The organism is Pseudomonas koreensis (genome assembly GCF_025447595.1).
GTDB lineage: Bacteria > Pseudomonadota > Gammaproteobacteria > Pseudomonadales > Pseudomonadaceae > Aquipseudomonas > Aquipseudomonas koreensis_H.
In genome coordinates this window covers 300,400-323,802 of the sequence record NZ_JAOEJU010000003.1, presented here as the reverse complement: position 1 = coordinate 323,802, position 23,403 = coordinate 300,400, and the positions used below count along the sequence as shown (strand labels likewise).

Sequence of the window (23,403 nt, the reverse complement as noted above, 5' to 3'; positions counted from 1 at the left end):
TTTTTGTGCCGGTATGGTTTGTAATTGATCGTTCAGCAGGCATAAAAAAACGCCGCACATCTCGCGATGGGCGGCGTTTTTCATTGCGTTGCAGCGTTAGGCTTGAACGACCGGAATGTTGGCGTTCGCAGCAGCTTCACGGAACTCGGCAATCTGGTCGAAGGACAGGTAGCGGTAAACATCGGCCGCCATGCTGTCGATCTTGCCAGCGTATTCCATGTACTCCTCGACGGTCGGCAGGCGACCCAGGATCGAAGCAACGGACGCCAGCTCAGCCGAAGCCAGGTAGACGTTCGCGCCGTCGCCCAGACGGTTCGGGAAGTTACGGGTCGACGTCGACACCACGGTGCTGTTCGGCTCGACGCGTGCCTGGTTACCCATGCACAGCGAGCAGCCTGGCATTTCCATGCGCGCACCGGCCTTGCCGTAGATGCCGTAGTAGCCTTCTTCGGTCAGTTGGTGAGCGTCCATCTTGGTCGGCGGCGACAGCCACAGACGGGTTGGCAGCTGACCCTTGACCTGATCCAGCAGTTTACCGGCAGCGCGGAAGTGACCGATGTTGGTCATGCACGAACCGATGAACACTTCGTCGATCTTCTCGCCAGCAACGCTGGACAGCAGACGGGCGTCGTCCGGGTCGTTCGGCGCGCACAGTACAGGCTCGCTGATGTCGGCCAGATCGATTTCGATGACTTCGGCGTATTCGGCGTCTGCATCGGCTTCCATCAGCTCAGGGTTGGCAACCCAGGCTTCCATCGCTTGAGCACGACGTTCCAGAGTACGCGCATCGCCGTAGCCTTCGCCGATCATCCAGCGCAGCAGGGTAATGTTGGAGTTAAGGTACTCGGTGATCGACTCTTTCGACAGCTTGATGGTGCAACCGGCAGCCGAACGTTCGGCCGAGGCGTCGGACAGTTCGAACGCCTGTTCCAGGGTCAGACCTTCCAGGCCTTCGATCTCCAGGATGCGGCCGGAGAAGGCGTTTTTCTTGCCTTTCTTCTCGACGGTCAGCAGACCGTTCTGAATGGCGAAGTAAGGAATGGCATGAACCAGGTCACGCAGGGTGATGCCAGGTTTCATTTTGCCTTTGAAGCGCACCAGGATCGATTCCGGCATGTCCAGCGGCATGACGCCGGTGGCAGCGGCGAACGCGACCAGACCGGAACCGGCCGGGAACGAGATGCCCATCGGGAAACGGGTGTGCGAGTCACCACCGGTACCCACGGTGTCCGGCAGCAGCATACGGTTCAGCCACGAGTGGATGATGCCGTCGCCCGGACGCAGGGAAACACCGCCGCGGGTCATGATGAAGTCAGGCAGGGTGTGGTGGGTGGTCACGTCGATCGGCTTTGGATACGCCGCGGTGTGGCAGAAGGACTGCATCACCAGGTCAGCGGAGAAGCCCAGGCACGCCAGGTCTTTCAGTTCGTCACGGGTCATTGGACCGGTGGTGTCCTGAGAACCTACGGTGGTCATCTTCGGTTCGCAGTAGGTGCCAGGACGGATGCCTTTGCCTTCTGCCAGACCGCAAGCCTTGCCGACCATTTTTTGCGCCAGGGTGTAACCCTTGGTGCTTTCGGCCGGTGCTTCAGGTTTCTTGAACAGGTCGAACGCTGGCAGACCCAGTTCGGCGCGAGCCTTCTCGGTCAGGCCACGGCCGATGATCAGCGGGATACGGCCGCCGGCGCGGACTTCGTCCAGCAGGACCGGGGTCTTCATTTCGAAGGTGGTGATGACTTCGTCGGTACCGTGCTTGCAGACTTTGCCAGCGTGCGGGTACAGGTCGATCACGTCGCCCATGTTCATGTTCGATACGTCGAACTCGATTGGCAGTGCGCCGGCATCTTCCATGGTGTTGTAGAAGATCGGAGCAATTTTGCTGCCGAAGCAGAAACCGCCGCCGCGCTTGTTCGGCACGTAAGGGATGTCGTCGCCGAAGAACCACAGAACCGAGTTGGTCGCCGATTTACGCGAGGAACCGGTACCGACCACGTCACCGACGTAGGCGATAGGGAAGCCCTGGCCGCGCATTTCTTCGATCTGCTTCATCGGGCCGGTCTTGCCTTGCTCGTCCGGAACGATGCCGTCACGGGCCATTTTCAGCATGGCCAGGGCGTGCAGCGGGATGTCAGGACGCGACCAGGCGTCTGGAGCAGGGGACAGGTCGTCGGTGTTGGTCTCGCCGGTCACCTTGAAGACGCGCAGGCTGATCTTGTCGGCCAGCACAGGGCGCTTCTTGAACCACTCGCCGTCAGCCCAGGATTGCAGCACGGCCTTGGCGTGAACGTTGCCGTTCTTGGCTTTTTCAGCCACGTCGTGGAAGGCATCGAACATCAGCAGGGTGTGCTTGAGTTCTTCGGCAGCCACTGGCGCCAGCTCGGCGTCGTCCAGCAGTTCAACCAGGGTCACGATGTTGTAGCCGCCCTGCATGGTGCCGAGCAGTTCTACAGCGCGCTTCTTGTCCAGCAGAGGGGAGGAGACTTCGCCCTTGGCCAGTGCGGAGAGGAAACCGGCCTTGACGTAGGCGGCTTCGTCCACTCCTGGTGGTACGCGATTGGTGATCAGGTCAACGAGGAAAGCTTCTTCGCCAGCCGGAGGATTCTTCAGCAGCTCGACCAGGCCTGCAGTTTGTTCGGCGTTAAGCGGCTGGGGAACGATACCCAGGGCTGCACGCTCTTCGATATGTTTGCGGTAGGCTTCAAGCACAGTTATTACCCTCATCAGTGGTCCCAAATGGGTGTCCGGGACGCTCATCCCGAAATTGCCGTACTCATGCTCCTCACGACGTTGTGGGTCGTTCGGCCAGAATTACCGGCAATTCCTTACAGAAGCTGCTTTCAAAGTTTTACGCCTGCAGAACGGGGAGCTGATGAGGGTTGGCGTTTGGCTTTTCCCCGCTGGAAAAACCTTACGCCAACACCGCTCTGAAGGAACGACTGTGCTCGTGACGCTTTGAAAACAGCTTCTAACGGACATTGGCGCCTAAAAAGGCTGGCTGATTCTACGGCAAAAAAAATTTAAAGGTAAGTCGCGCTCTATTGGACTTTGGTGGCGTTGTGTACGGGTAGGGCAAACCTTGATCCAGCGCTTGTCCCTGACGTTTGAGGGGTGATGAATGGCGGACAAAGGGCTAACATGCCGACCTGTTCCGCGTTTCAAGTGTTTTGCCCATTCTATGCCCAATCAGACCATCAAGACCCCCTGCGTCGGCCTCTGCTCCACCGTTTACGGTGATCTGGTGTGCCGTGGCTGCAAGCGTTTCCACCACGAAGTGATCCATTGGAACGCTTACAACGAGGAAGAAAAGCGCGCGGTCTGGCTGCGTCTCGAGCAATTGCTGTCACAAGTGATGGCGAGCAAGGTCGAGGTCTTCGATCCGGCGCGCCTGCGTCTGCAACTGGAACAGCGCAAGATCCGCTTCGTGCCGCATCAGTCGGAATATTGCTGGGCCTATCAGCTGATCGCCCGGGGCGCGCGGGTGATCATTAATCTGGAAGCCTACGGAATGGTGCTGCTGCCGGAATTTCGCGACTGGAACCTTCCGGAACTGCGCGATGCCATTGATCGGGAATTTTTCCTGCTGTCGGAAGCGCACTATCAGCGTTACATCGCGCCCGGTTTCCTCAAGGATGCCCTCGGCGACTGAAGGTCAAAAGCTTCGCGAGCAAGCTCGCTCCCACATTGGATTAATGTCGTTCACAAAACCACTGTGGGAGCGAGCTTGCTCGCGAAGGGGCCGGTTCAGGCACCGCAGGCCTTAATGCTTGACCGCCAGCTCTACCAGATGATCCTCGACCTCCTGCGGTTTAAGTACCAGCACATCACTCTCCAGCTGATCCAGCACCTGTTCGGCCGTATTGCCGATCAACGCCCCCGATACCCCGCTGCGCGCCACGGTGCCAATCACCGTCACTGCCGCCTGCAGCTTGTGCGCCATGAACGGAATCAGCACATCCGCCGGGCCTTCCTCGACGTGCAGGTGAGCGTCATCAATGTCGAACTCAGCCTGAAACGCCCGGCATTGCTCGCGATAGCGCGCCTCGATGGTTTCCTTGAGCTGGAACGTCGGGTCCGCCGCCGACAGCATCGGTGACGGATGAGCGGTAATCACGTGCAGATGCCCCTTGGCCAGGCTGGCGATGTCGAAGCCATGGTCGATGATGGTGGTATGCAGATGACGGTGTTCGCCATCGGCATTGCCGACGTCGACCGCCGCCAGAATCACCTTGTCCTTCCATGAACCGGCGGTTTTCACCAGCAGCACCGGAGTAGGGCAGTGGCGCAGCAGTTTCCAGTCCGCCGGGGTCAGCAGGGCCTTTTTCAGCGAGCTGTCGGGGAAGTGCTGCTTGATCACCAGCCCGCAGCCTTCGGCCTGCTGCACGTCGATGATGGTTTCGTGCAGGCTCTCGTTCCACGCCTGTTCGGTGGTGACGCTGTAGCCGTCCGCCAGAAGCGCGGCCTTGAGCACGCTGAGCATGCCGGCGTGATCGTGCTTCTTGTCGCAGACCAGCAGGTGCAGATGGGCCTGGGTCACCCCGGCGATCAGCTTGGCGCGCTTGAGCGCCAGGCTTTCCGCGTGTTCGGGTTCGATGACCACCAGAATGCTGCGAATGGCTTGCATGAGTGAGTCTCCAGCAATGAAAAGGCACGGCGTTGCACAACTATAGTTGCTGCTGATGCGCCTGCGACTTGATGCATATCAAGGGCTGGCGCTGGTGGTCTGCGGGCAGGCCGGTATAATCGGCGCCCTTCGCTCGAACACCTTTGACCGTGAGCCCCATGATCCTTCCCGAAATCCACGAATTCCTTGGTTGCCGCACGCCTGACGCCTGGGTTGAAGCCGCGCTGGCCGATCAGGAGACCCTGCTGATCGACCACAAGAACTGCGAGTTCAAGGCCGCCAGCACCGCGTTGAGCCTGATCGCCAAGTACCATTCCCACGTCGATCTGATCAACATGATGTCGCGTCTGGCCCGGGAAGAACTGGTGCACCACGAACAGGTGATGCGCATCATGAAGCGGCGCAAGATCGAACTGCGTCAGCTCCACGCCGGCCGTTATGCCTCGAGCCTGCGCAAAGTGGTGCGCAGCCACGAACCGGTGAAACTGGTCGACACCCTGGTGGTCGGCGCCTTCATCGAAGCACGCAGTTGCGAGCGTTTCGAAGCGCTGGTGCCGCATCTGGACGAAGAACTCGGCAAGTTCTACTTCGGCCTGCTGAAAAGCGAGGCCCGGCATTTCCAGGGTTACCTGAAACTGGCCTACCAATACGGTGATGCCAAGGATATCGCCCAGGTGATCGAGAGAGTCCGCGCCGCCGAACAGGATCTCATCGAATCGCCGGACGAGGAATTCCGTTTCCACAGTGGCGTACCCGTCGCGGCATGAATTGTTAAAAACTCTTAAGAGTATGAAAGATCAACGAAAACCGGCCCCAGAGGCCGGTTTTTGCTGTCTGGCGTAAACGACTCGCCATTGAATGCCCGCATAATGTCGCCCACTTCACAAAGCGGTTGGCGGCGGTTGTTATGGATAACCTGGGTTTTGGCAGAGTCCTGCTGGTGGAAGACGATGAGCGGCTGGCCGCGCTGATCGCCCACTTTCTCGAACAACACGGCTTTGATGTGCGCACGGTGCATCGCGGCGATCTGGCCGTGGCCGCGTTTCTCGAATTCAAGCCCAAGGTGGTGGTGCTCGACTTGATGCTGCCGGGGCAAAGCGGCCTGCATGTGTGCCGGGAAATCCGCAGCGTGTCGGACACGCCGATTGTCATCCTGACGGCCAAGGAAGACGACCTTGACCATATTCTGGGTCTGGAGTCCGGGGCCGACGACTACGTGATCAAGCCGATCAAGCCGCCGGTTCTGCTCGCACGCCTGCGTGCCCTGCAGCGTCGCCAGTTGCCGGACAGCGGCGTGGTCAGCATGCTGGAGTTCGGCAACCTCATCATCGACCGCAGTTGCCGTGAAGTCCGACTGGCGGGCGAACTGATCGAGCTGACCACCATGGAGTTCGAATTGCTGTGGCTGCTGGCCAGCGCCGCCGGCAAGATTCTCTCGCGCGATGACATTCTCAACCGCATGCGCGGTATCGCGTTCGATGGACTCAACCGCAGCGTCGACGTGTACATCAGCAAATTGCGTAACAAACTCAAGGACAATCCCCGTGAACCGGTGTGTATCAAGACCGTGTGGGGCAAGGGTTACCTGTTCAATCCGTTCGCGTGGGAGTTGTAGATGCTGCGGTTATTCTTCGGGCTGTTTCTGGTCATGACGGTCGGACTGGTACTGGCGCTGCAAACGGTCGAGCGCACGTTTGACGCGTTGCTCGATTATCAGATGCAGGATTACAACCGCGAAGCCGTGCGCGGTCAGGCCTGGACCCTGGGTGAGCAACTGCGCGATCTGGACGGCCCGGCCCGGGAGCGACAACTGGAAGCAATCCGCCCGCACTATGGTTTGGGGCTGTCACTGGTTCAGGCCGATCAACTGGCCCTGAACGACAAGGAAAAAGCCGAGCTGGCCGAGGGCCTGCTGGTGATTCGCGACAAGTACACGCAATACATCGCCTCGATCGACGGCGGTCCGCAACTGCTCAGTATCAAGCTGCCGGCCGAGCCGAGCCTGATGCCGTTCTACATCGCCGGGGCGTATTTGATGATCGCGGTGATGATCGGCATCGTGCTGTTCTTCTGGGTGCGTCCGCACTGGCGCGACCTGGAAAAACTGCGCCTGGCAGCCGAACGATTTGGCGACAATGACCTTTCTGTTCGGATCCAGCTGTCCAAGCGTTCAAACATCCGCGACCTCGCCGGACACTTCAACCTGATGGCGGCGCGCATCGAAGGCCTGATCGCCAATCAGCGCGAATTGACCAACGCCGTGTCCCATGAACTGCGCACGCCAATTGCTCGGCTTTCGTTCGAACTTGATCAGCTCAAACAGCAACCGGATGCCAGTCAGAATCGCGAACTGATCGCCGACATGTACGCCGACCTCGGCGAGCTGGAGGAAATGGTTTCCGAACTGTTGACCTACGCCAGCCTCGAACGTGGCGCGACGGTGATAACCCGCGAGAATATCCAGGCTGCCAACTGGCTCGACAGTGTGGTCGGCAGCGTGGCGCTGGAGGCTGAGGCGGCCGGGGTGCAGCTGTTGATCGTCGATTGCCGGGTCGATGAGGTGCGGATCGAACCGCGGTTCATGGCGCGGGCAGTGATCAATCTTTTGCGCAATGCCATTCGGTATGCCGAGCACCGGGTCGAGGTGTCGCTGGTGCGCATTGATGATCAATACGAAGTGCAGGTCAACGATGACGGGCCGGGGGTGCCGCTGGAGGGGCGGGAGAAAATCTTCGAACCGTTCTCGCGCCTGGACGCCAGCCGCGACCGTCGCACGGGCGGCTTCGGGCTTGGTCTGGCGCTGGTGCGGCGAGTGTCGCAATCCCATGGCGGGCAGGTCGAGGTCGGTGATTCTGCGTGGGGTGGAGCGTCGTTTCGCATGACCTGGGCGCATCTGGACTGACCCGATCCAGAAAACACCACATGCCCTTTGTGGGAGCCAGTGGTGCATCAGCTTCAGCTGAGTATGTAATCGACTGGCTTGAGTGCCGGTGGCAGCGTCTCGGTCCCCAACTCCGCCAGAATGTCCCGTTCGATGCTGCGTACCAGCGCATCGGTCGGCAAATCGTTTTCATCCCGGCCGAAAGGGTCTTCCAGTTCATCGGCAATCGCATCCAGCCCAAAGAAGGTGTAGCTGACAATCGCCGTGAACAGCGGCGTCAGCCAGCCCAGCGGCTCGGCCATGGCGAACGGCAGCAGGATGCAGAACAGGTAAATCGTGCGATGCAGCAGCAAGGTGTAGGGGAACGGCAAAGGGGTGTTCTTGATCCGGTCGCACACCGCTTGTGCCTGCGTCAGGCTGGTCAGGTGATTGGCCAGCAGCATATAGCGCCACTCGTTGAGTTCACCGGCCTCATGCAACTGCGAACATTGCTGGCCGACCGTTTGCAGGATCCGACTGCTGTAGTCCGGCACCTGAGCATCGTGCTGCGGCGTGATCCATTCGGCACTTGCAGCCGCTTCGTCTTCCCGACGCAGCCGCGCATTCAGGGCATGAGCGAAACCGCAAAGGTTGAGCAGCATGGGCCGCCGTTCGCTCGATTCGCGGATGACATGGGTTTCACGGATCACCGAACGCACGTGCACGATGATTTCGCCCCAGGCCTTGCGCGCTTCGTACCAGCGGTCGTAGCAGGCGTTGTTGCGAAAACTCATGAAGATGGACAGTGACAGGCCGAGCAGGGTGAACGGTGTCGCGTTGACCTTGGTGAAATTGCTCGGGTGAAGCATTTCCACCAGCACGATGGCCGACGCCAGCAGCGTGACCATCAGGGCGCGCAGGGCAATGCGTTTGGCAATCGAGCCCTTGAGGGTGAAGAGAATGGCGAATTGATTGACCTTGGGCCTGATGATCATGCGGCTCTGCCTTGAAAACGTGGCGGGTCAGCCACCGGTCATGTTCATGAAACGCACCACTTGCACGTCGTCGCTCACTTCGAAGTTGTGCCGATAGGGCTTGAGCTTCATGGCTTCGATGATCGCTTTCTCAAGCCGTTCCGGTTGCCCTGGATGTGCACGCAACACGGCCTTCAGATCGACGGAGTGTTCGTTACCCAGACACAGTAGCAAACGCCCCTCGACCGTCAGCCGAACCCGGTTGCAAGTGCCGCAGAAATTGTGGCTGTGGGGAGAGATGAACCCCAGGCGAATGTGCGGCGCTTCGGCCAGCCGCCAGTAGCGCGACGGGCCCTGGGTCGATTCGGCGGAATCGACCAGGGTGTAGCGCTCGGCGATCCGCTCGCGCACCTGAGTACTGGAAAAAAATGACTCGGCGCGGCTGTGTTCGCTGATGATCCCCAGTGGCATTTCCTCGATGAAGGAAATGTCCAGATCCCGCTCGATGGCAAACTGCACCAGATCGTTGATCTCGTGATCGTTGCGGCCTTGCATCACCACGCAGTTGAGTTTAGTGCGGGTGAATCCGGCTTTGCGTGCCGCGTCGATGCCGTCGATCACCTGAGCCAGGTCGCCAGTACGGGTCATTTGTTTGAAGCGTGCGGGATCGAGGCTGTCGAGGCTGATGTTCAGGCGTTTGACCCCGGCATCGAACAGCGGGGCGGCCAGTTTGCCGAGTTGCGAGCCGTTAGTGGTCAGGCACAGTTCGCGAAGGCCGGGCAGGGCCGCGATCTGTTGGCACAACTTGACGACGCCGGGACGGATCAGCGGTTCGCCGCCGGTGAGGCGAATCTTGCGGGTGCCCAGTGCGACGAAGCTCTGCGCCAGTTGGTAGATCTCTTCGAGGGTCAGCACCTGTTGGCGTGGCAGGAACTGCATGTCCTCGGCCATGCAATACACACAGCGAAAGTCGCAGCGGTCGGTGACCGACATGCGCAGGTAGTCGACGCGCCGGTTGTAACCATCGATCAGCACGCGCTCTGACATGGCAGCCTCAACGGGATGAAAAGCCGACATCAACGGCAGGGGACGGCGCAGGTTATGGGCAACTTTCAGGGGTGTCCAATCACTATTAATGACCGGCTGATTGATGCTGTCGATGAGGTGTTCATCTTTAGCGATCAGACACCTTTGACGGGCGGTTGCCGAACCGGGCCCCACCTGAAGATTTCAGCGACTGCCGGCGGTTTTGCGCGGCGAGCATTACTCGGCGCCAAACATTGCCGTCCAATAGATGCCTGCGCTGCTTTTCGGATCTACCGCATAGGCCGCGCCCAGTTCGCGGTATTGCGGGTTCATCAGGTTGGCGCAATGGCCGGGACTTGCGAGCCAGCCGGCGACGACTTTCTGCACCGTGTCCTGCCCGGCGGCGATGTTCTCGCCGACTTGCTGACCGCTGTAACCGGCCAGTTCGGCGCGGTCGCCGGGGGTGCGGCCGTCTCGGTCCTTGTGGTCGAAATAATTGTTGTTGGCCATTTCGCGGCTGTGTTCCTGGGCGACGCCGCCGAGCACGGCATTCCACGCCAGCGGCGCAGTCGCTGCGAACGCCTGACCGCCGCACTGGCGCGGTTGGGCGCGGGCAGCGTTGAGTTGTTCGAGCAGCTTCTGGCCTTCGGCTTGCCCATCGCCCAGACGGGCGGACAGCAGCGGTCGCGCCAGGGTGATGCGCCAGTCACGATCAGCCCGGCTGACGCCGATATCGACGAACTGCGGATCCAGCACCACCTGACAGAAACTTTCCTGAATCGCCTTCATCGCCGACGCCGCATCCCGTGGCCCGTTCAGAGTAATCGCCTGCACGTTGACCATCGGGTAGCGTGCGCTGGACATCGCTTGCTGCAAATCCACCACGCCGCTGGCCGGCAGAATCAGGCGCGGATCAGCCGACAGCGGCGGCAGTTCGCTCGACGCTTGAGTGCCACAGCGCTGCGGCTGGCTGCGGTAGCTGTTGATCGATTCAATCAATTGCGACTCGTCGGCGGCCATGGCCGAAGTGGCCAGCGCGACGCCCATGGACAACGCGGCGAGTCGCAGAACGGATGGCATGAAGCGCATGGAAATCTCCCTTGGGCTGAGTGCGCACATCATGCGCGAAAGGGCCCCGGTTCGTGCAATGTCTTTTTCTTTATAACGCGGATTTCAGTACGGAACGTTGCTGGGGTTTTTGCCGTCTACACTCTGCGAAGCCCCCGTAATCCGGGCGTTTCATCCACATAACACTTTGCCCGCGACGGGCGCTGCCGGAAGAATCGATCATGGGATTGAAGGCTTTGTTTTGTTGCCTCGTGTTTACCTTGGTGAGTGGTGCCGCATCAGCGACCGAGCAAGCTCCAATCAAGGAGAAGGCCGAAGAGAAAGCTCAGGTGCTGGAAGAAAAAGCCGCCGATAAAGTCAGCGCAGCACCGGCGCCGAGATCCGAAGCGATCACCCCGACCGAAGCGCAAGCGGTCGACCCGGCCGGCGCCGCGCCGCTGGACGATCCGATCACCTGTCTGGCGCGCAGTATCTATTGGGAAGCCAAGGGCAAGGACAACCCGGAAATGGAAGCGGTGGCCAACGTGGTGATGAACCGGCTCGGCCATGAAGGGTTTCCGGACACCGTATGCGCGGTAGTCAAGCAGGGCTCGGAAACCAGGAGCTGCCAGTTTTCCTGGTGGTGCGACGGGCGTCCGGATCAGGTCAAGGAAGACGCTGAATACGCGCTGGCCAAGGAAATCGCTGGCAAGGCGCTGAACCGTCAGCTCACTGACCGCACTCACGGCGCGCTGTATTTCCACGACCGCAACGTTCACCCGAGCTGGGCCAAGGAATACACCAAGACCGCCGAGACCAAAAAATTCCTGTTCTATAAACCCGTCGGCGGGGATGCGCGTTAGGCGCAGACTTCCCGCACGCAATTGCGCAACCAGCGGTGCGCCGGATCGGCGTCCATGCGCGGGTGCCAGAGCATAGACACGCTGATGTCCGGCATCCGGAATGGCAGGGCGAAACTGTGCAGACCCGTTCGCAGTTTGCTGGTGTGACGTTCCGGGACGGTGGCGATCAGGTCAGATTCACGGACCAGGGTCAGTGCCGCCGAAAACCCGCCGAACGAGGTGACGATGTCCCGCGTCAGCCCCAAGGCAAGCAACGCCTCGTCCACCGGTCCGCTGCTGCGTCCGCGTCGTGACACCAGAATGTGCTGGCCTGCGGCAAAGCGTTTTGCGCTGACTTTGCCGCTGCTCAACGGATGCCCCTCGCGCACCACACCGATCCATTGATCGCGGAACAGGATGCGGCTGTGCAGCGTCGGGTCGGTGCTGTCGTCGACCACGCCGGTTTCCAGGTCCACCCGGCCTACGCGCAGCAGCGTGCTGTCCTTGTCGGCTTTCTGCACAAAGCGCAGGCGCACGCCGGGCGCCTCTTCGGCGATGCGGGCGAGCAGGGCGGCGGCGAAGGTTTCGACAAAGCCGTCGGTGTTGCGCAGGGTGAAGGTGCGCCGTAACTGGCCGGGATCGAGCACTTCTGCCGGGCGCAAAACCGCTTCGGCTTCCTGCACCAGGTAACTGACCCGGTCGCGCAGCTCCAGCGCGCGCGGGGTCGGCACCAGTCCTCGCCCGGCGCGCACCAGCAGCGGATCCCCGGTGGTTTCCCGCAGCCGGGCCAGCGCCCGGCTCATGGCGGAAGGGCTCAGCCGCAGGCGCTCGGCGGCACGGGCGACGCTGCCTTCGCTCAGCAACACGTCGAGGGTGATCAACAGGTTCAGATCCGGTGCATTCATGACATGGCGTTCCATGCAGGTATCAAGTGCAAAGCATGCGTCTTGCGCCTCGTATTGTCGAGGCTCAGGCTATGCCCCATGACTTCTGCCCTGTGAGCCCCCATGCACCGAGAACCCCTGAGCCCTTCAGCCCGCTGGGCGCTGACCAGTCTGGCGCTGTCGATGTTGATGCCGTCACTCGACACCAGCATCGCCAACGCCGGATTGCCCACGCTGGCGGCGGCGTTCGATGCGACGTTTCAACAAGTGCAGTGGATCGTGCTGGCCTATCTGCTGGTGGTGACCACGTTGATTGTCAGCGTCGGGCGGTTGGGTGACGGCTTCGGTCGGCGGCGCTTGCTGTTGATCGGCATCGGCATCTTTACCGCAGCTTCGCTGGCCTGCGCACTGGCGCCGAACCTTGCCTGGCTGATCGGTGCGCGGGCGGTTCAAGGCCTTGGCGCGGCGATCATGTTCGCATTGACGGTGGCGCTGGTCGCCGATGCGGTGCCCAAATCCCGGGCCGGCAGTGCGATGGGGTTGTTGGCCACGATGTCGGCGACCGGCACGACTCTCGGGCCGTCGCTCGGTGGGCTGTTGATGGCGCATGTCGGCTGGCAGTCGATCTTTGTGATCAACGTGCCGTTGGGATTGCTCAATGCGTGGTTGGTTTATCGCTATTTGCCGAAGGATCGAACCGCACGCTCGGGTGTTGCATTTGATTATCCCGGCACCGCCGTGCTGATGCTGACGCTGGCGGCCTATGCGCTGGCGATGACAATCGAAGGACTAACCCCGACGTTGTTGTTGCTCAGCCTGTTGGGCGTGGGCTTGTTCATCCTGGTCGAGAAACGGAGCAAGGCGCCACTGATTCACCTGTCATTGTTCACCGACACGCGAATCAGCAGCAGTCTGGCGCTGACCTTGCTGGTCACGACAGTGATGATGACCACGCTGGTGGTTGGGCCGTTTTACCTGAGCCGAGGCTTGGGCCTCACCAGCACGCAGGTCGGACTGGTGTTGTCGATCGGGCCGTTGCTGGCGGCGTTCAGCGGCGTACCGGCCGGGCGTCTGGTGGATCGTTTCGGTGCGCGGCGGATGGTGCCGGGTGCGTTGCTCGGCCTGGCCTGCGGATGTGGTCTGTTGGCGCTGTTTCCGGTGAGTTTCGGAGTGCTTGCATACGTGCTGCCGATCACGGTGGTGGCCTTGAGTTATGCGCTGTTCCAGGCTGCCAATAACACCGGGTTGATGTCCGGCGTTGCTCAGGATCAGCGCGGCGTGGTCTCGGCCATGCTCGGGCTGTCGCGCAACCTGGGGCTGATCACCGGGGCGGCGGCGATGGGTGCGGTGTTTGCACTGGCCACGGACGATCCGACTCAGGCATCGACTGAAGTGATTGCCAGCGGATTACATGTCACTTTTGGCGTTGCCACGGCATTAATGATCGCTGCCCTCGGCCTTGGCTGCAGCCCTGTGGGAGCGAGCCTGCTCGCGATGCGGAGTGTCCGGCGCTGATTAAGCTGGCTGATCCGACGCTATCGCGAGCAGGCTCGCTCCCACAAAGGGCACTCAATCCCGAAGTTGTCGGGCCGGAAAGAACAGTTCAAAGCAGGTAATGCCGTCGGCACTGCTGACGCTGTAGCGACCCTGATGCAACTGCATGATGGTCGCGACAATCGACAGGCCCAGTCCGTTGGATTGGGCCGAGCGCTCGCGGGACGGATCGACACGGTAGAAGCGCTCGAACAGTCGCGACAGATGCTCGGCAGGAATGGTCGCGCCCTGATTGCGTACCCGCAGGTAGCTGCCGTCCGCTTCGGCGATGGCTTCGACCTGCAACGTCGAATCCGCCGCGCCGTACTTGATCGCGTTGGCGCACAGATTGGCCAGGGCCCGACGCAGCAGCATCGGCTCGGCCCAGATCACACCGCTGCCACTGGCCTCGATAGTGACGCCGACGTCCGCCGCCAATCCCTCGAAGTAATCGGCAATGCGCTGCATCTCATCGCCGGCGTCCAGCTCCTGCCGCTGGCTCAATGCGCTGGCAGGGTCGGTGCGGGCGAGAAACAGCATGTTGTCGAGCATCCGCGCCAGCCGTTCGAGTTCTTCGACGTTGGAGGCGAGCAACTGTTGATAGGCGTCGACGCTGCGGTTCTGTTGCAGGGCGACCTGGGTCTCGCCGAGCAGGTTGTTGATCGGCGTGCGCAGTTCGTGGGCCATGTCGGTGGAGACCTGGCTCAGTTGCGCAACCCCTTTGTCGAGCCGGTCCAGCATCGCATTGAAAGACTCGATCATCGGCTGCAGTTCCCGGGGCGTGCCTTGGCTGTCGAGCCGTTCGCCAAGGTTGGCGATGCCGATGCCGTGGGCATGCCGCGCAATCCGCCGCAGCGGCAGCAAGCCGCGATACACCAGCAGGCAGCCGACCAGCGCCAGCACAATCGCCGCCAGTGACGCGAGGCCGTACACGCTGAGCCGGTAATTGGCGAGCATCGCCGTGCGCTCGCTCATCACCTTGGCGATGAGTACCTGCAGATTGCCCTGGTCGCCAGAGTCGATACTGGCCGCCACCGCCGAGAACGGCACGCCGTTGATGCTTGGCAGGTGCTGCACGTCGTTGAGCGCCATGACATGGTCGACCGGCACGGCGGGCACGCTCGGCAGTGCCAGGTCGCTGGGGTTGACCACGAACAAGGGTGGTTGTCCCGGCGCGCTGATGGTCAAGAGCGCTTCGCGGTTGCCCAGCATGTTCTGAAACAGCGCCGGTTTGGTCTTGATCAATTCCAGCGTGTTGCTGTCGTTGAGGATGGTGCGCAGTTGATCGATGCGGCTGACCAACTGGATGTCGTCGCGGCGAGTCAGTTGCTCTTCCAGCTGGTTGTAAAGTGCCGCGCCCAGGCCAGCCAGTGCGGCGAAGGCGAGCACGGCGAAGACCAGCGCCAGACGCAAGGTCAGGGAGTACGTGCCGGCGATTTTCATGGCTGGGTATCGAAGCGGTAGCCGATGCCGCGCACGCTGTGGATCAGCTTGAGCGGGAACGGATCGTCGATCTTCGCCCGCAGGCGGCGTACGGCGACATCGACCACGTTGGTGTCGCTGTCGAAATTCATGTCCCACACCCGCGAGGCGATCAGCGAACGCGACAGCACTTGCCCGGTATGGGTGGCGAACAGTTGCAGCAACGCGAATTCCTTGTTGGTCAGGGTGACCCGGTTGCCGGCGCGAACGACCCGGCGCTTGAGCACGTCGATCTGCAGATCGGCCACTTGCAATTGCTCTTCTTCATGGATCGGCCCGCGCCGGGTCAGGGTGCGCAGGCGCGCCACCAGTTCGGCGAAGGAAAACGGCTTGATCAGGTAATCGTCAGCGCCCAGTTCCAGACCCTTGACCCGGTCGGCGATGTCGTCGCGGGCGGTGAGGAACAGCACCGGCGTGTCGGTTTCCTTGCGCAGCCGGCGCAGGACTTCCCAGCCATCCATTTTCGGCATCATCACGTCCAGAACGATCACGTCGAAGTCGAACTCCAGCGCCAGGTGCAGACCGTCGGCGCCGTCTCGCGCCAGGCTCACGCTGTAGCCCAGTTCCTGCAAGCCGTTGAGCAAGTAATTGCCGGCCTTGGGTTCGTCTTCGACAACAAGGATATTCATGGGCACTGTGCCTCAATTGTCATTGATGCAGCCGCTGCCTTGCACTTGATAGTCCAGCACATGTTCACGGCCCTGGTGGTCGAGGTAGTTGAGCTGCGCGGGGATCACGCCGCAAGCCTGGGAAATATCGGTGCTGGAGATGACTTTGTCGACATCCAGGTGCACGAAGAAGCCGGTTTTGTCATGAATGACGGCAGCGTCCGGTGCTGGCGCGGCGAACACGGAACCGGTGGCGAGGAGGGCGGTGAAGGCGAGGATCAGGGTTTTCATGATGGGTCACTCGAGTCGTTGAAGTTGATCGGCGTTCTGGCCGGGATAACTTCAAGCTACCGGGCGATCCGCTCGGCAAACCGACAACTCGATGACAAATCTGTAATAAACCGAACCTGTGGAAGCCAGCGCACTCCCACAGAGTATTCAGCTGGCGTGGGTGCTGAGAATGCTCGCGATCTGTTGTGGCTGGCAGTTGAGGTACGGCGAGGATTTCAGCCACTGCTGATCCGGGTACCAGGAGAACATGAATTGGCCATTCTTCAGGCTGTCGATCACCCGTTTGGCGACCTGTGGCCGCACGGCCGGGCAACCCTGGCTGCGGCCCAGGCGGCCCGTACGTTTGCTCCAGAACGGGTTCACGTAGTCGGCGGCGTGGATCACGATGGCGCGGTCACGGGCCATATCGTTGACGCCGGGCTCCAGACCGTCCATGCGCAGCGAGTAACCGTGAGTGCCCTGGTAACTTTCCTGGGTGCGGAACAGGCCGAGGCTGGATTGAAAACTGCCTTCACGGTTGGAGAAGCGGGTGGCGAAGTTTTCCCCGGAGTTCGAACCGTGGGCCACCAGGTCGCGCAACACCAATGTCTTGCGTGTCAGGTCGAAGATCCACAAGCGGCGTTCGGTGGACGGCTGCGAGTAGTCGATGATCGCCAGATGACGGGACTGCTTCGCGCCGTTGTTGATCGCACATTGCATGGCGTTCAAGGCACCTTTCAGCGCCTGGGGATTGAGTTCCGGAGCGGCGTGGGCGAGGCTGGTGTACAGAACCGGCGAAGAGGTGCCGGCGGCAAAAACGGGGCTGGTCAGCACGCCAATGGCGGTGGCAGTCAGCAGAAGTCGGCGCAAAAACGTCAACATTTAAAGTGAGTCTCCACTTGCTACTTGTTTGGCACTTAGGCTCCTGACGTCCAGTCGTCCCCGGCAGGCCCGCGAATCGGGCCTGACTGTTCACCGCACCTGAGGTAAGGTTGACCGTCAATCAGGACGGCCATGGATTGGAGTAAAGCAGTTGTTCAAAAAGTATGCATGCTACTTGAGCATTTGTTTGCTCGCTGCGCCGTTTGTCGCTTGCGCCGAGGAGCCGCTTGCGCCATTGCCGGTGCCGCCGGCTGAAATGCCGGTCGAGCCGCAAAGTCCGCTGCAGGCCGTTTTGCTCGATCTGCCGTTGGCATGTCCGGCAATCGGCACCCGTCTCAATGGACCGGCGCTGGATCAGTTGCGGGCGTTCTATCAGCAACAGGACTGGATGCCGGTGTGGGCGGATGGCGGGCAATTGCCGGCCTTGCATGCGCAATTGCAGCTGTTGGCCGACGATGGCTTGAACCCGACACGTTATCCGGTGGCGCTCACCGCGCCGCACGACGGCGAGCTGTGCGCCGACATCGAGATCAGCCGCTACTACCTCCAGGCCTTGCAGGATTTGCATTACGGGCGCCTGTTGCAATCACACTTCGAACCCTTGTGGCATTCCGACGAAACGCCACGCGACCGTCAGGTTGAATTGCTTGCCATCGCCGTGCCGGGCATGCGCAACATTCCAGCCGCCTTCGATCTGGCCCGTCCGCGTCTGGCGCAATATCAGAATCTGCGCCACCTGTATGCGGCGCAGCGCCTGCAAGCCTTGCCCCAATGGACGTCGGTGGGCAACGGCCCGTTGCTGCGTCCGGACATGGAAGACAAGCGTGTGCCGGAACTGGCTCGGCGGCTCCACAGTGAAGGTTATCTGAGCAGTGCAGTCGCCACGCCGGACAACGCCTATCACGGCGCACTGGTCGCGGCGGTGAAAAGTTTTCAGGCCACTCACTCATTGCAGGCTGACGGGGTGGTGGGGCCGGGGACGATTGCCGAACTCAACATCAGTCCGCTGACCCGACGCGAACAGCTACGGGTCAATCTCGAACGTTTCCGCTGGATGGCTCAGGACATGGAGCCGGACGGTTTGCTGGTCAACGTCGCCGCTGCCGAATTGACGCTGTATCAGGGTGGCCTGCCGGTGTGGCAGACCCGTACCCAGGTCGGTCGCGCCGAACGCCAGACCCCGTTGCTCAAATCCCGGGTCACGCGTCTGACACTCAACCCGACCTGGACCGTGCCGCCGACCATCTGGAAGGAAGACAAACTGCCGGAGATCCGCAAGGACCAGACCTTCCTCAGCCGTCAGAATCTGCAAGTGCTCGACGCCAACGGCCAGCCGCTGGCCGCCGCCGACATCGACTGGGACAACCCCGGCAACATCCTTCTGCGTCAGGACGCCGGGCCGCGCAACCCGCTGGGGCAGATGGTCATTCGGTTCCCCAACCCGTTCTCGGTGTACCTGCATGACACGCCGAGCAAGGCGCTGTTCGACAAGGGGCCACGGGCGTTCAGCTCCGGCTGCGTGCGGGTCGAGCATCCGATGAAGCTGCGCGACTTCCTGTTAAGCCCGGCGGAGATTGCCCGCACCGACACCTTGCTCGCCACCGGCACCACTCACGAGTTCCGGTTGAGCAACCCGGTGCCGATCCTGATGACCTACTGGACGGCGCAGGTCGACAGTCAGGGCCGCGTACTCTACGCGCCGGACATCTACAGCCGCGACAGCGCGTTGCTGGCCGGGCTGGACCGGGCGCATTGATCCTCAGCGGCTGGCGCGTTTCCAGAAGAACCGCGCCAGCCACGCATCCACGCTCAACTTGCCGGCCCCGGCAAACACCAGCGGCACCAGCGCAGCCAGATAGATTGCCGGCAGCTTGAAGTTGCCGAAGCCCTTGTTGGTGATCGCGTAACCCTGGGCCAGCTCACTCAACGATGACCAGTCCGCCGGCCAGTGGACGGCTGCGGTGGCGACGACGGTTACGACCATCAGCGAAATCGCCGAAATCCGCGTGCCGAATCCGATCAGGATCGCCAGCGCGCAGATCAGCTCGGCCCACATCGACAGCTCCCAGTTCAGCGTCGCCGGCAGGCGATCGAAGGGAAACGGGAACCGCTCCTGGATGTCTTCGAACCAGTTCTGGCCGTTGAGTTTCTCCAGCCCGGATTCGAAGAATTCCCAGGCGATGAACAGGCGCAGGGTCAGCGGTGCGAGCCACTGGCCGGCGCGGTCGAGGTTCAGGTGCAGGCCTTTGACGGCCGACGAGAGAGCTGTGGTCATGGGAAGGCTCCATTCATTCAAAAGAAAACGGGGCACCAACGTGCCCCGTGAAAAGGGTTACTCGCCAGCGCCGCACTTGCCTTCGCCGCATTTGCCTTCCGAAGTTTTTTCCGCCGTGTCGGCCTTGGCCTGGGTCTGGCTGTAGCCGTGATCCAGTTGCTTGACGCTGAACGCTTCGGAAGCTGAAGCGGCGTTGGACAGGGCCAGGCCACCGGCAAGCAGCAGGCCCAGAGTCAGGGAGGTTTTCGAGCGCTTGGTCATGGTGAATCTCCGATGCGATGTGTGAGTTCAAAGGCTTGATCGGGGCTGCCGATCGACAGGTTCATTTGAACGCCGGGCTGTATCGGTGATGTGTCGCAGAGGGCCGGATTTGTGCGCGGGATGTGTCGGGCGTCGGGCCGTACACACTGCGATACACAGCATGCGCAAAAACAGTGGGAGCGAGCCTGCTCGCGATAGCGGTGGGTCAGGCACCGAGGCTGCTGGCTGTGCTGGCCTCATCGCGAGCAGGCTCGCTCCCACACTGGATCTCCAATTATTCCGAATGTGTGATTTGCCTCAGACCCGCAGCGTCTAGCCACGGTGTCCCCGCAATCCCATGGGGCGAGACTTCGGAACCCGGCATGCAAGCGCTGTTGAACGAGATCCTTGACGCTGTCCGGCCCCTGATCGGGCAGGGCAAGGTGGCTGACTACATTCCCGCCCTCGGCACCGTGCCGGCCAATCAATTGGGCATCGCCGTGTATGGCAACGACGGCGAGATGTATTGCGCCGGCGACGCCGAGACGCCGTTCTCGGTGCAAAGTATTTCCAAGGTGTTCAGCCTGGTGCAGGCCATTGAACATTCCGGCGAGGCGATCTGGGAACGCCTGGGCCACGAGCCGTCCGGCCAGCCGTTCAACTCGCTGGTGCAGCTGGAGTTCGAACGCGGCCGTCCGCGCAACCCGTTCATCAATGCCGGCGCGCTGGTGATCTGCGACATCAACCAGTCACGCTTTGCGGCGCCGGCGTTGTCGATGCGCGACTTCGTGCGGCGGCTGTCGGGCAACCCGCAGGTGATGGTCGACGGCAAGGTCGCCGACTCCGAATACCAGCACCGCGCGCGCAACGCGGCGATGGCGTACCTGATGCAATCCTTCGGCAATTTCCACAACGATGTCGAAGCGGTGTTGCGCAGCTATTTCAGCCACTGCGCGTTGCGCATGAGCTGCATCGATCTGGCCCGGGCGTTCTGTTTCCTGGCCAACGACGGGTTCTGCAAGCACAGCGGCGAGCAGATACTTACTCGCCGCCAGACCCAGCAAGTCAATTCGATCATGGCCACCAGCGGTCTTTACGACGAGGCCGGTAACTTCGCCTACCGCGTCGGCTTGCCGGGCAAGAGCGGCGTCGGTGGCGGCATCGTCGCAGTGGTGCCGGGGCAGTTCACGGTGTGCGTGTGGTCGCCGGAGCTGAACACGGCGGGCAATTCGCTGGCGGGGATGGCAGCGCTGGAAATGCTCAGTTCGCGGATTGGCTGGTCGGTGTTCTGAGGCCATGTTGCTTTGAGGGAGGCCAACCTATACATTTTCCGGCCGCCCTCAATATGGTGAATCCGCTCCATGTCTCTCGCGCTCGAACGTCTCGTCGCTGGCACGGCTATCCCTTTCGCCGGTAACCGCGTCACCGTGGTCAGCCCCGAACTGGCCGAGCGTTTCCGACCCGGCGACCATCTGTTGGTGGAGCAGGTGAGCGGCGAGCTGTTGCTGATTCCGGTGGTGGATCAACAGGCGGCGTCGGTGGCGATAGAGCGCGCAGCGGCGGCGTTTACCGCGTTGTCCGCTGTATCGGATGAGGCCATCAGCCGCTTCTTCGATCTGTTCGCCCAACGCCTGGAAAACCCGGACGCCTGGGCGCTGATCGAAACCGCCAACCTCGCCGACATCGAGCGGGCCAAGGCTCGCGGTCGTTCCACCACCCGTTTGCTCGCCGACGAGCGCATGCGCCGCGACATGATCGCCGGTCTGCGCGCCTGGCGTGATGCGCCGGCCACCCGTGGCAAAGTAATCAGCAGCGTCGAGCATGACGGCTGGAAGGTCGAGCAAGTGGTGTCGCCGCTGGGCATCGTCGCGTTCGTGTTCGAAGGTCGACCGAATGTTTTCGCTGACGCTGCTGGCGTACTGCGCACCGGCAACACCGCCGTGCTGCGGATTGGCAGCGATGCGCTGGGCACCGCGCAAGCCATCGTTACCCACGCCCTGAACCCGGCGCTGGCCGATGCCGGTCTGCCGGCGGGTGCGGTGTCGCTGGTGGAGAGCGTCAACCACGCCGCCGGTTGGGCGATGTTTGCCGACCGGCGTCTGTCGCTGGCGGTGGCCCGTGGTTCTGGCCGTGCTGTCAGTCAGCTGGGCAGCATCGCCCAGCAGGCCGGCACCGCCGTCAGCCTGCACGGCACCGGTGGTGCGTGGCTGATCGCTGATCGTGATGCCGACGCCACACGCTTCGCCGCTGTGGTGCGCAACTCGCTGGATCGCAAGGTTTGCAACACGCTGAACGTCTGCCTGATCCAGCGTGACCGTGCTGCCGAACTGGTGCCGCTGTTCCTCGACGCCTTGCAGCAGGCCGGTGCCGCGCGCGGTCAGGGCTGCAAATTGCACATCGTCGAAGGCAGCGAAAGCTATCTGCCGAGCGACTGGCGGAACGCGACGGTCGAGGTCTATCGCGCCGAGGGTTACCAGACCGAAGCCCTGGCCGAACCTTTGCCGGAAGCTCAACTGGGCCGCGAGTGGGAATGGGAAGAAACCCCGGAAACCAGCCTGATGATCGTCGACGATCTGGATCAGGCCATCGCGCTGTTCAATCGCTACAGCCCGCAATTCACTGTATCGCTGATAAGTGAAGACGCGGCGGTCCAGGAGCGCTTCTACAGCGCGGTCAACGCGCCGTTCGTGGGTAACGGGATCACCCGTTGGGTCGATGGTCAGTACGCGCTGAACAAGCCGGAACTGGGCCTTTCGAACTGGGAAAGCGGCCGGTTGTTTGCCCGCAGCGCGATCCTTTCCGGCGACGGTGTGTTCACCGTACGCAGCCGCATGACGCAGATCGATCTGGGCGTAAAACGCTGAACAGAACAACGCCGCGCCCGTCGCAATGACGGGCGCGGCGTTGTGTTTTCAAGCAGCATCGACTGCCTGACCGTACACCGCGCACGTTGACGGTTGCTCCGCCAGCGAGACGAAGGTACGGCGGTCGGCACTCAGCGCGTCGATGGAACCGGTCTCGATGTCGTAGACCCAGCCATGCAGATTCAGCAGGCGTTTCTCCTGGGCCAGGCGCACGCTCGGGTGAGTCTGGATGTTCGCCAGTTGCGCGATCACGTTTTCCCGCACCATTGAACTCAGCTTGGCCGCATCATTGGCGTGCGGCCGCGATTCGTTGACCACTTTCGCCGACTCGGCGTGTTGCAACCAGCCGCTGACGGCGGGCAGATGATCCATGCATTTGCACTGAGCGATGGCAGTCATGGCGCCGCAATCGGAGTGGCCGCAGATCACGATGTCGGTCACGCCGAGCACGGCTACCGCGTATTCCACCGTTGCCGAAACCCCACCCGGATGCGGGCTGTAGGACGGCACGATATTGCCGGCATTGCGGATCACGAACAGCTCGCCAGGTTCTTGCTGGGTCAGCAGTTCCGGGACGACGCGGCTGTCGGAGCAGGTGATGAACAAGGTGCCCGGGGTTTGGGTAGTCGCCAGGTGTTTGAACAGCTCGGTGCGTTGTGGAAACGCTTCGTTCTGGAACTTCAGGAAGCCTTCGATCAGGTTTTTCATGGTGTGTCCTCTCAGTTCGAACAGCCGGTGCCGAATTCGCTGTATTGAAGAATGTGTTTTGCGCCGTGGCTGTCGAGGTAGGTCATCTCGACCGGCACCACGCCGCAGATGTCGGCGACCGGGGTGATGCTCACGACTTCAGCGATGTCCAGAGACATGCCGTAGCGATAGGCGACGGCCTCTTCATCAGCCTGGGCCTGGGCGGCAAGGCCGGCGAGCAGGGCCAGGGTCAACAGAATTTTTTGCATGGGGCAGCCTCCAGACAGATGTGGTGACGACTTGGCGAT

Annotated in this window: 23 protein-coding genes; 9 read left to right on the top strand and 14 right to left on the bottom strand. The window is 61.6% G+C overall.

Annotated features, from left to right (window positions below; all coding sequences use genetic code 11):
• Positions 1–96: 96 nt before the first annotated feature.
• Positions 97–2,706, bottom strand: coding sequence for a bifunctional aconitate hydratase 2/2-methylisocitrate dehydratase (gene acnB, locus N8H71_RS07270; protein WP_262193496.1), 2,610 nt, complete (start codon positions 2,704–2,706; stop codon positions 97–99).
• A gap of 469 nt (positions 2,707–3,175) precedes the next feature.
• Here acnB and N8H71_RS07265 point away from each other — a divergent pair, with 469 nt between their 5' ends.
• Entirely contained in the window at positions 3,176–3,646 is a 471-nt protein-coding gene (locus tag N8H71_RS07265; protein WP_262193462.1) for a DUF1289 domain-containing protein, read from the top strand.
• A 111-nt stretch (positions 3,647–3,757) separates the two neighbouring features.
• On the opposite strand, the gene N8H71_RS07260 is transcribed toward N8H71_RS07265, so the two are convergent.
• Positions 3,758–4,621 (bottom strand): universal stress protein, encoded by an 864-nt coding sequence (locus N8H71_RS07260; RefSeq protein WP_007958823.1) that lies wholly within the window; start codon positions 4,619–4,621, stop codon positions 3,758–3,760.
• A 158-nt stretch (positions 4,622–4,779) separates the two neighbouring features.
• Between N8H71_RS07260 and N8H71_RS07255 the strand changes: the two genes are divergently transcribed.
• The 3 genes from N8H71_RS07255 (at position 4,780) to N8H71_RS07245 (ending at position 7,523) form a co-directional block, all read left to right on the top strand.
• Positions 4,780–5,388, top strand: coding sequence for a tRNA-(ms[2]io[6]A)-hydroxylase (locus N8H71_RS07255; RefSeq protein ID WP_085602796.1), 609 nt, complete (start codon positions 4,780–4,782; stop codon positions 5,386–5,388).
• A gap of 140 nt (positions 5,389–5,528) precedes the next feature.
• Entirely contained in the window at positions 5,529–6,236 is a 708-nt protein-coding gene (locus tag N8H71_RS07250) for a winged helix-turn-helix domain-containing protein (protein ID WP_262193461.1), read from the top strand.
• Positions 6,237–7,523 carry an ATP-binding protein gene (locus tag N8H71_RS07245; RefSeq protein WP_262193460.1) on the top strand — a complete coding sequence of 429 codons (1,287 nt, stop codon included), beginning with the start codon at positions 6,237–6,239 and terminating at the stop codon, positions 7,521–7,523.
• A 53-nt stretch (positions 7,524–7,576) separates the two neighbouring features.
• On the opposite strand, the gene N8H71_RS07240 is transcribed toward N8H71_RS07245, so the two are convergent.
• The 3 genes from N8H71_RS07240 to N8H71_RS07230 all read right to left on the bottom strand — a co-directional run bounded on the left by N8H71_RS07240 (position 7,577) and on the right by N8H71_RS07230 (position 10,570).
• Positions 7,577–8,476 (bottom strand): bestrophin family protein, encoded by a 900-nt coding sequence (locus N8H71_RS07240; protein WP_262193459.1) that lies wholly within the window; start codon positions 8,474–8,476, stop codon positions 7,577–7,579.
• 27 nt (positions 8,477–8,503) lie between these two features.
• On the bottom strand, positions 8,504–9,502 hold the full coding sequence (gene moaA / locus N8H71_RS07235) for a GTP 3',8-cyclase MoaA (RefSeq protein WP_262193458.1): 999 nt from the start codon (positions 9,500–9,502) through the stop codon (positions 8,504–8,506).
• A 216-nt stretch (positions 9,503–9,718) separates the two neighbouring features.
• Positions 9,719–10,570 carry a CAP domain-containing protein gene (locus N8H71_RS07230; RefSeq protein ID WP_262193457.1) on the bottom strand — a complete coding sequence of 284 codons (852 nt, stop codon included), beginning with the start codon at positions 10,568–10,570 and terminating at the stop codon, positions 9,719–9,721.
• Positions 10,571–10,770: 200 nt separating this feature from the next.
• On the opposite strand from N8H71_RS07230, the gene N8H71_RS07225 reads away from it, so the two are divergent.
• Positions 10,771–11,391 (top strand): cell wall hydrolase, encoded by a 621-nt coding sequence (locus N8H71_RS07225; protein WP_262193456.1) that lies wholly within the window; start codon positions 10,771–10,773, stop codon positions 11,389–11,391.
• Here N8H71_RS07225 and N8H71_RS07220 read toward each other — a convergent pair.
• A complete protein-coding gene (locus tag N8H71_RS07220) occupies positions 11,388–12,275 on the bottom strand; it encodes a LysR family transcriptional regulator (RefSeq protein ID WP_262193455.1) in 888 nt (295 codons plus the stop codon). The genes N8H71_RS07225 and N8H71_RS07220 overlap by 4 nt on opposite strands.
• 102 nt (positions 12,276–12,377) lie before the next feature.
• Between N8H71_RS07220 and N8H71_RS07215 the strand changes: the two genes are divergently transcribed.
• Positions 12,378–13,769: an MFS transporter gene (locus N8H71_RS07215; protein ID WP_262193454.1), complete on the top strand. Its 1,392-nt coding sequence runs from the start codon at positions 12,378–12,380 to the stop codon at positions 13,767–13,769.
• 54 nt (positions 13,770–13,823) lie between these two features.
• Here N8H71_RS07215 and N8H71_RS07210 read toward each other — a convergent pair whose 3' ends face one another.
• From N8H71_RS07210 to N8H71_RS07195, 4 genes are all read right to left on the bottom strand, one after another.
• Positions 13,824–15,230 (bottom strand): heavy metal sensor histidine kinase, encoded by a 1,407-nt coding sequence (locus N8H71_RS07210; RefSeq protein ID WP_262193453.1) that lies wholly within the window; start codon positions 15,228–15,230, stop codon positions 13,824–13,826.
• Complete coding sequence (locus tag N8H71_RS07205) at positions 15,227–15,898, bottom strand: heavy metal response regulator transcription factor (protein ID WP_085687631.1); 672 nt, start codon at positions 15,896–15,898, stop codon at positions 15,227–15,229. The genes N8H71_RS07210 and N8H71_RS07205 overlap by 4 nt, the downstream gene beginning before the upstream one ends.
• Before the next feature lie 12 nt (positions 15,899–15,910).
• Entirely contained in the window at positions 15,911–16,168 is a 258-nt protein-coding gene (locus N8H71_RS07200) for a DUF2790 domain-containing protein (RefSeq protein ID WP_262193452.1), read from the bottom strand.
• A gap of 147 nt (positions 16,169–16,315) precedes the next feature.
• The gene (locus N8H71_RS07195) at positions 16,316–17,029 is read right to left on the bottom strand and encodes a murein L,D-transpeptidase catalytic domain family protein (RefSeq protein ID WP_085687633.1); all 714 of its coding nucleotides are present in this window, start codon (positions 17,027–17,029) and stop codon (positions 16,316–16,318) included.
• Between the two features lie 151 nt (positions 17,030–17,180).
• Between N8H71_RS07195 and N8H71_RS07190 the strand changes: the two genes are divergently transcribed.
• A complete protein-coding gene (locus N8H71_RS07190; protein WP_262193451.1) occupies positions 17,181–18,785 on the top strand; it encodes a L,D-transpeptidase family protein in 1,605 nt (534 codons plus the stop codon).
• 3 nt (positions 18,786–18,788) lie between these two features.
• On the opposite strand, the gene N8H71_RS07185 is transcribed toward N8H71_RS07190, so the two are convergent.
• Both N8H71_RS07185 and N8H71_RS07180 read right to left on the bottom strand, forming a co-directional pair.
• On the bottom strand, positions 18,789–19,304 hold the full coding sequence (locus tag N8H71_RS07185) for an HvfX family Cu-binding RiPP maturation protein (RefSeq protein WP_262193450.1): 516 nt from the start codon (positions 19,302–19,304) through the stop codon (positions 18,789–18,791).
• A 57-nt stretch (positions 19,305–19,361) separates the two neighbouring features.
• Entirely contained in the window at positions 19,362–19,565 is a 204-nt protein-coding gene (locus N8H71_RS07180; RefSeq protein WP_262193449.1) for an HvfA family oxazolone/thioamide-modified RiPP metallophore, read from the bottom strand.
• A 362-nt stretch (positions 19,566–19,927) separates the two neighbouring features.
• Between N8H71_RS07180 and glsB the strand changes: the two genes are divergently transcribed.
• Both glsB and N8H71_RS07170 read left to right on the top strand, forming a co-directional pair.
• Complete coding sequence (glsB, locus tag N8H71_RS07175) at positions 19,928–20,836, top strand: glutaminase B (RefSeq protein ID WP_102687036.1); 909 nt, start codon at positions 19,928–19,930, stop codon at positions 20,834–20,836.
• Positions 20,837–20,905: 69 nt separating this feature from the next.
• Positions 20,906–22,408: an aldehyde dehydrogenase family protein gene (locus N8H71_RS07170; RefSeq protein ID WP_262193448.1), complete on the top strand. Its 1,503-nt coding sequence runs from the start codon at positions 20,906–20,908 to the stop codon at positions 22,406–22,408.
• 48 nt (positions 22,409–22,456) lie between these two features.
• Here N8H71_RS07170 and N8H71_RS07165 read toward each other — a convergent pair whose 3' ends face one another.
• Positions 22,457–23,116, bottom strand: a complete 660-nt coding sequence (locus N8H71_RS07165; protein WP_262193447.1) for a carbonic anhydrase — start codon at positions 23,114–23,116, stop codon at positions 22,457–22,459.
• 11 nt (positions 23,117–23,127) lie between these two features.
• On the bottom strand, positions 23,128–23,364 hold the full coding sequence (locus tag N8H71_RS07160; RefSeq protein ID WP_085687643.1) for a DUF2790 domain-containing protein: 237 nt from the start codon (positions 23,362–23,364) through the stop codon (positions 23,128–23,130).
• Positions 23,365–23,403 lie beyond the last annotated feature (39 nt).

Excerpts from the sequence above, each read along its gene's own strand:
- N8H71_RS07160 (WP_085687643.1), bottom strand. The coding sequence starts at position 23,364 with ATGCAAAAAATTCTGTTGACCCTGGCCCTGCTCGCCGGCCTTGCCGCC.
- N8H71_RS07220 (WP_262193455.1), bottom strand. The coding sequence starts at position 12,275 with ATGAATGCACCGGATCTGAACCTGTTGATCACCCTCGACGTGTTGCTG.
- N8H71_RS07165 (WP_262193447.1), bottom strand. The coding sequence starts at position 23,116 with ATGAAAAACCTGATCGAAGGCTTCCTGAAGTTCCAGAACGAAGCGTTT.
- N8H71_RS07205 (WP_085687631.1), bottom strand. The coding sequence starts at position 15,898 with ATGAATATCCTTGTTGTCGAAGACGAACCCAAGGCCGGCAATTACTTG.
- N8H71_RS07245 (WP_262193460.1), top strand. The coding sequence starts at position 6,237 with ATGCTGCGGTTATTCTTCGGGCTGTTTCTGGTCATGACGGTCGGACTG.
- N8H71_RS07225 (WP_262193456.1), top strand. The coding sequence starts at position 10,771 with ATGGGATTGAAGGCTTTGTTTTGTTGCCTCGTGTTTACCTTGGTGAGT.
- N8H71_RS07265 (WP_262193462.1), top strand. The coding sequence starts at position 3,176 with ATGCCCAATCAGACCATCAAGACCCCCTGCGTCGGCCTCTGCTCCACC.
- N8H71_RS07170 (WP_262193448.1), top strand. The coding sequence starts at position 20,906 with ATGTCTCTCGCGCTCGAACGTCTCGTCGCTGGCACGGCTATCCCTTTC.
- N8H71_RS07180 (WP_262193449.1), bottom strand. The coding sequence starts at position 19,565 with ATGACCAAGCGCTCGAAAACCTCCCTGACTCTGGGCCTGCTGCTTGCC.
- N8H71_RS07240 (WP_262193459.1), bottom strand. The coding sequence starts at position 8,476 with ATGATCATCAGGCCCAAGGTCAATCAATTCGCCATTCTCTTCACCCTC.
- N8H71_RS07185 (WP_262193450.1), bottom strand. The coding sequence starts at position 19,304 with ATGACCACAGCTCTCTCGTCGGCCGTCAAAGGCCTGCACCTGAACCTC.
- N8H71_RS07210 (WP_262193453.1), bottom strand. The coding sequence starts at position 15,230 with ATGAAAATCGCCGGCACGTACTCCCTGACCTTGCGTCTGGCGCTGGTC.
- N8H71_RS07215 (WP_262193454.1), top strand. The coding sequence starts at position 12,378 with ATGCACCGAGAACCCCTGAGCCCTTCAGCCCGCTGGGCGCTGACCAGT.
- N8H71_RS07260 (WP_007958823.1), bottom strand. The coding sequence starts at position 4,621 with ATGCAAGCCATTCGCAGCATTCTGGTGGTCATCGAACCCGAACACGCG.
- N8H71_RS07230 (WP_262193457.1), bottom strand. The coding sequence starts at position 10,570 with ATGCGCTTCATGCCATCCGTTCTGCGACTCGCCGCGTTGTCCATGGGC.
- glsB (WP_102687036.1), top strand. The coding sequence starts at position 19,928 with ATGCAAGCGCTGTTGAACGAGATCCTTGACGCTGTCCGGCCCCTGATC.
- N8H71_RS07255 (WP_085602796.1), top strand. The coding sequence starts at position 4,780 with ATGATCCTTCCCGAAATCCACGAATTCCTTGGTTGCCGCACGCCTGAC.
- N8H71_RS07195 (WP_085687633.1), bottom strand. The coding sequence starts at position 17,029 with ATGTTGACGTTTTTGCGCCGACTTCTGCTGACTGCCACCGCCATTGGC.
- moaA (WP_262193458.1), bottom strand. The coding sequence starts at position 9,502 with ATGTCAGAGCGCGTGCTGATCGATGGTTACAACCGGCGCGTCGACTAC.
- N8H71_RS07200 (WP_262193452.1), bottom strand. The coding sequence starts at position 16,168 with ATGAAAACCCTGATCCTCGCCTTCACCGCCCTCCTCGCCACCGGTTCC.
- N8H71_RS07250 (WP_262193461.1), top strand. The coding sequence starts at position 5,529 with ATGGATAACCTGGGTTTTGGCAGAGTCCTGCTGGTGGAAGACGATGAG.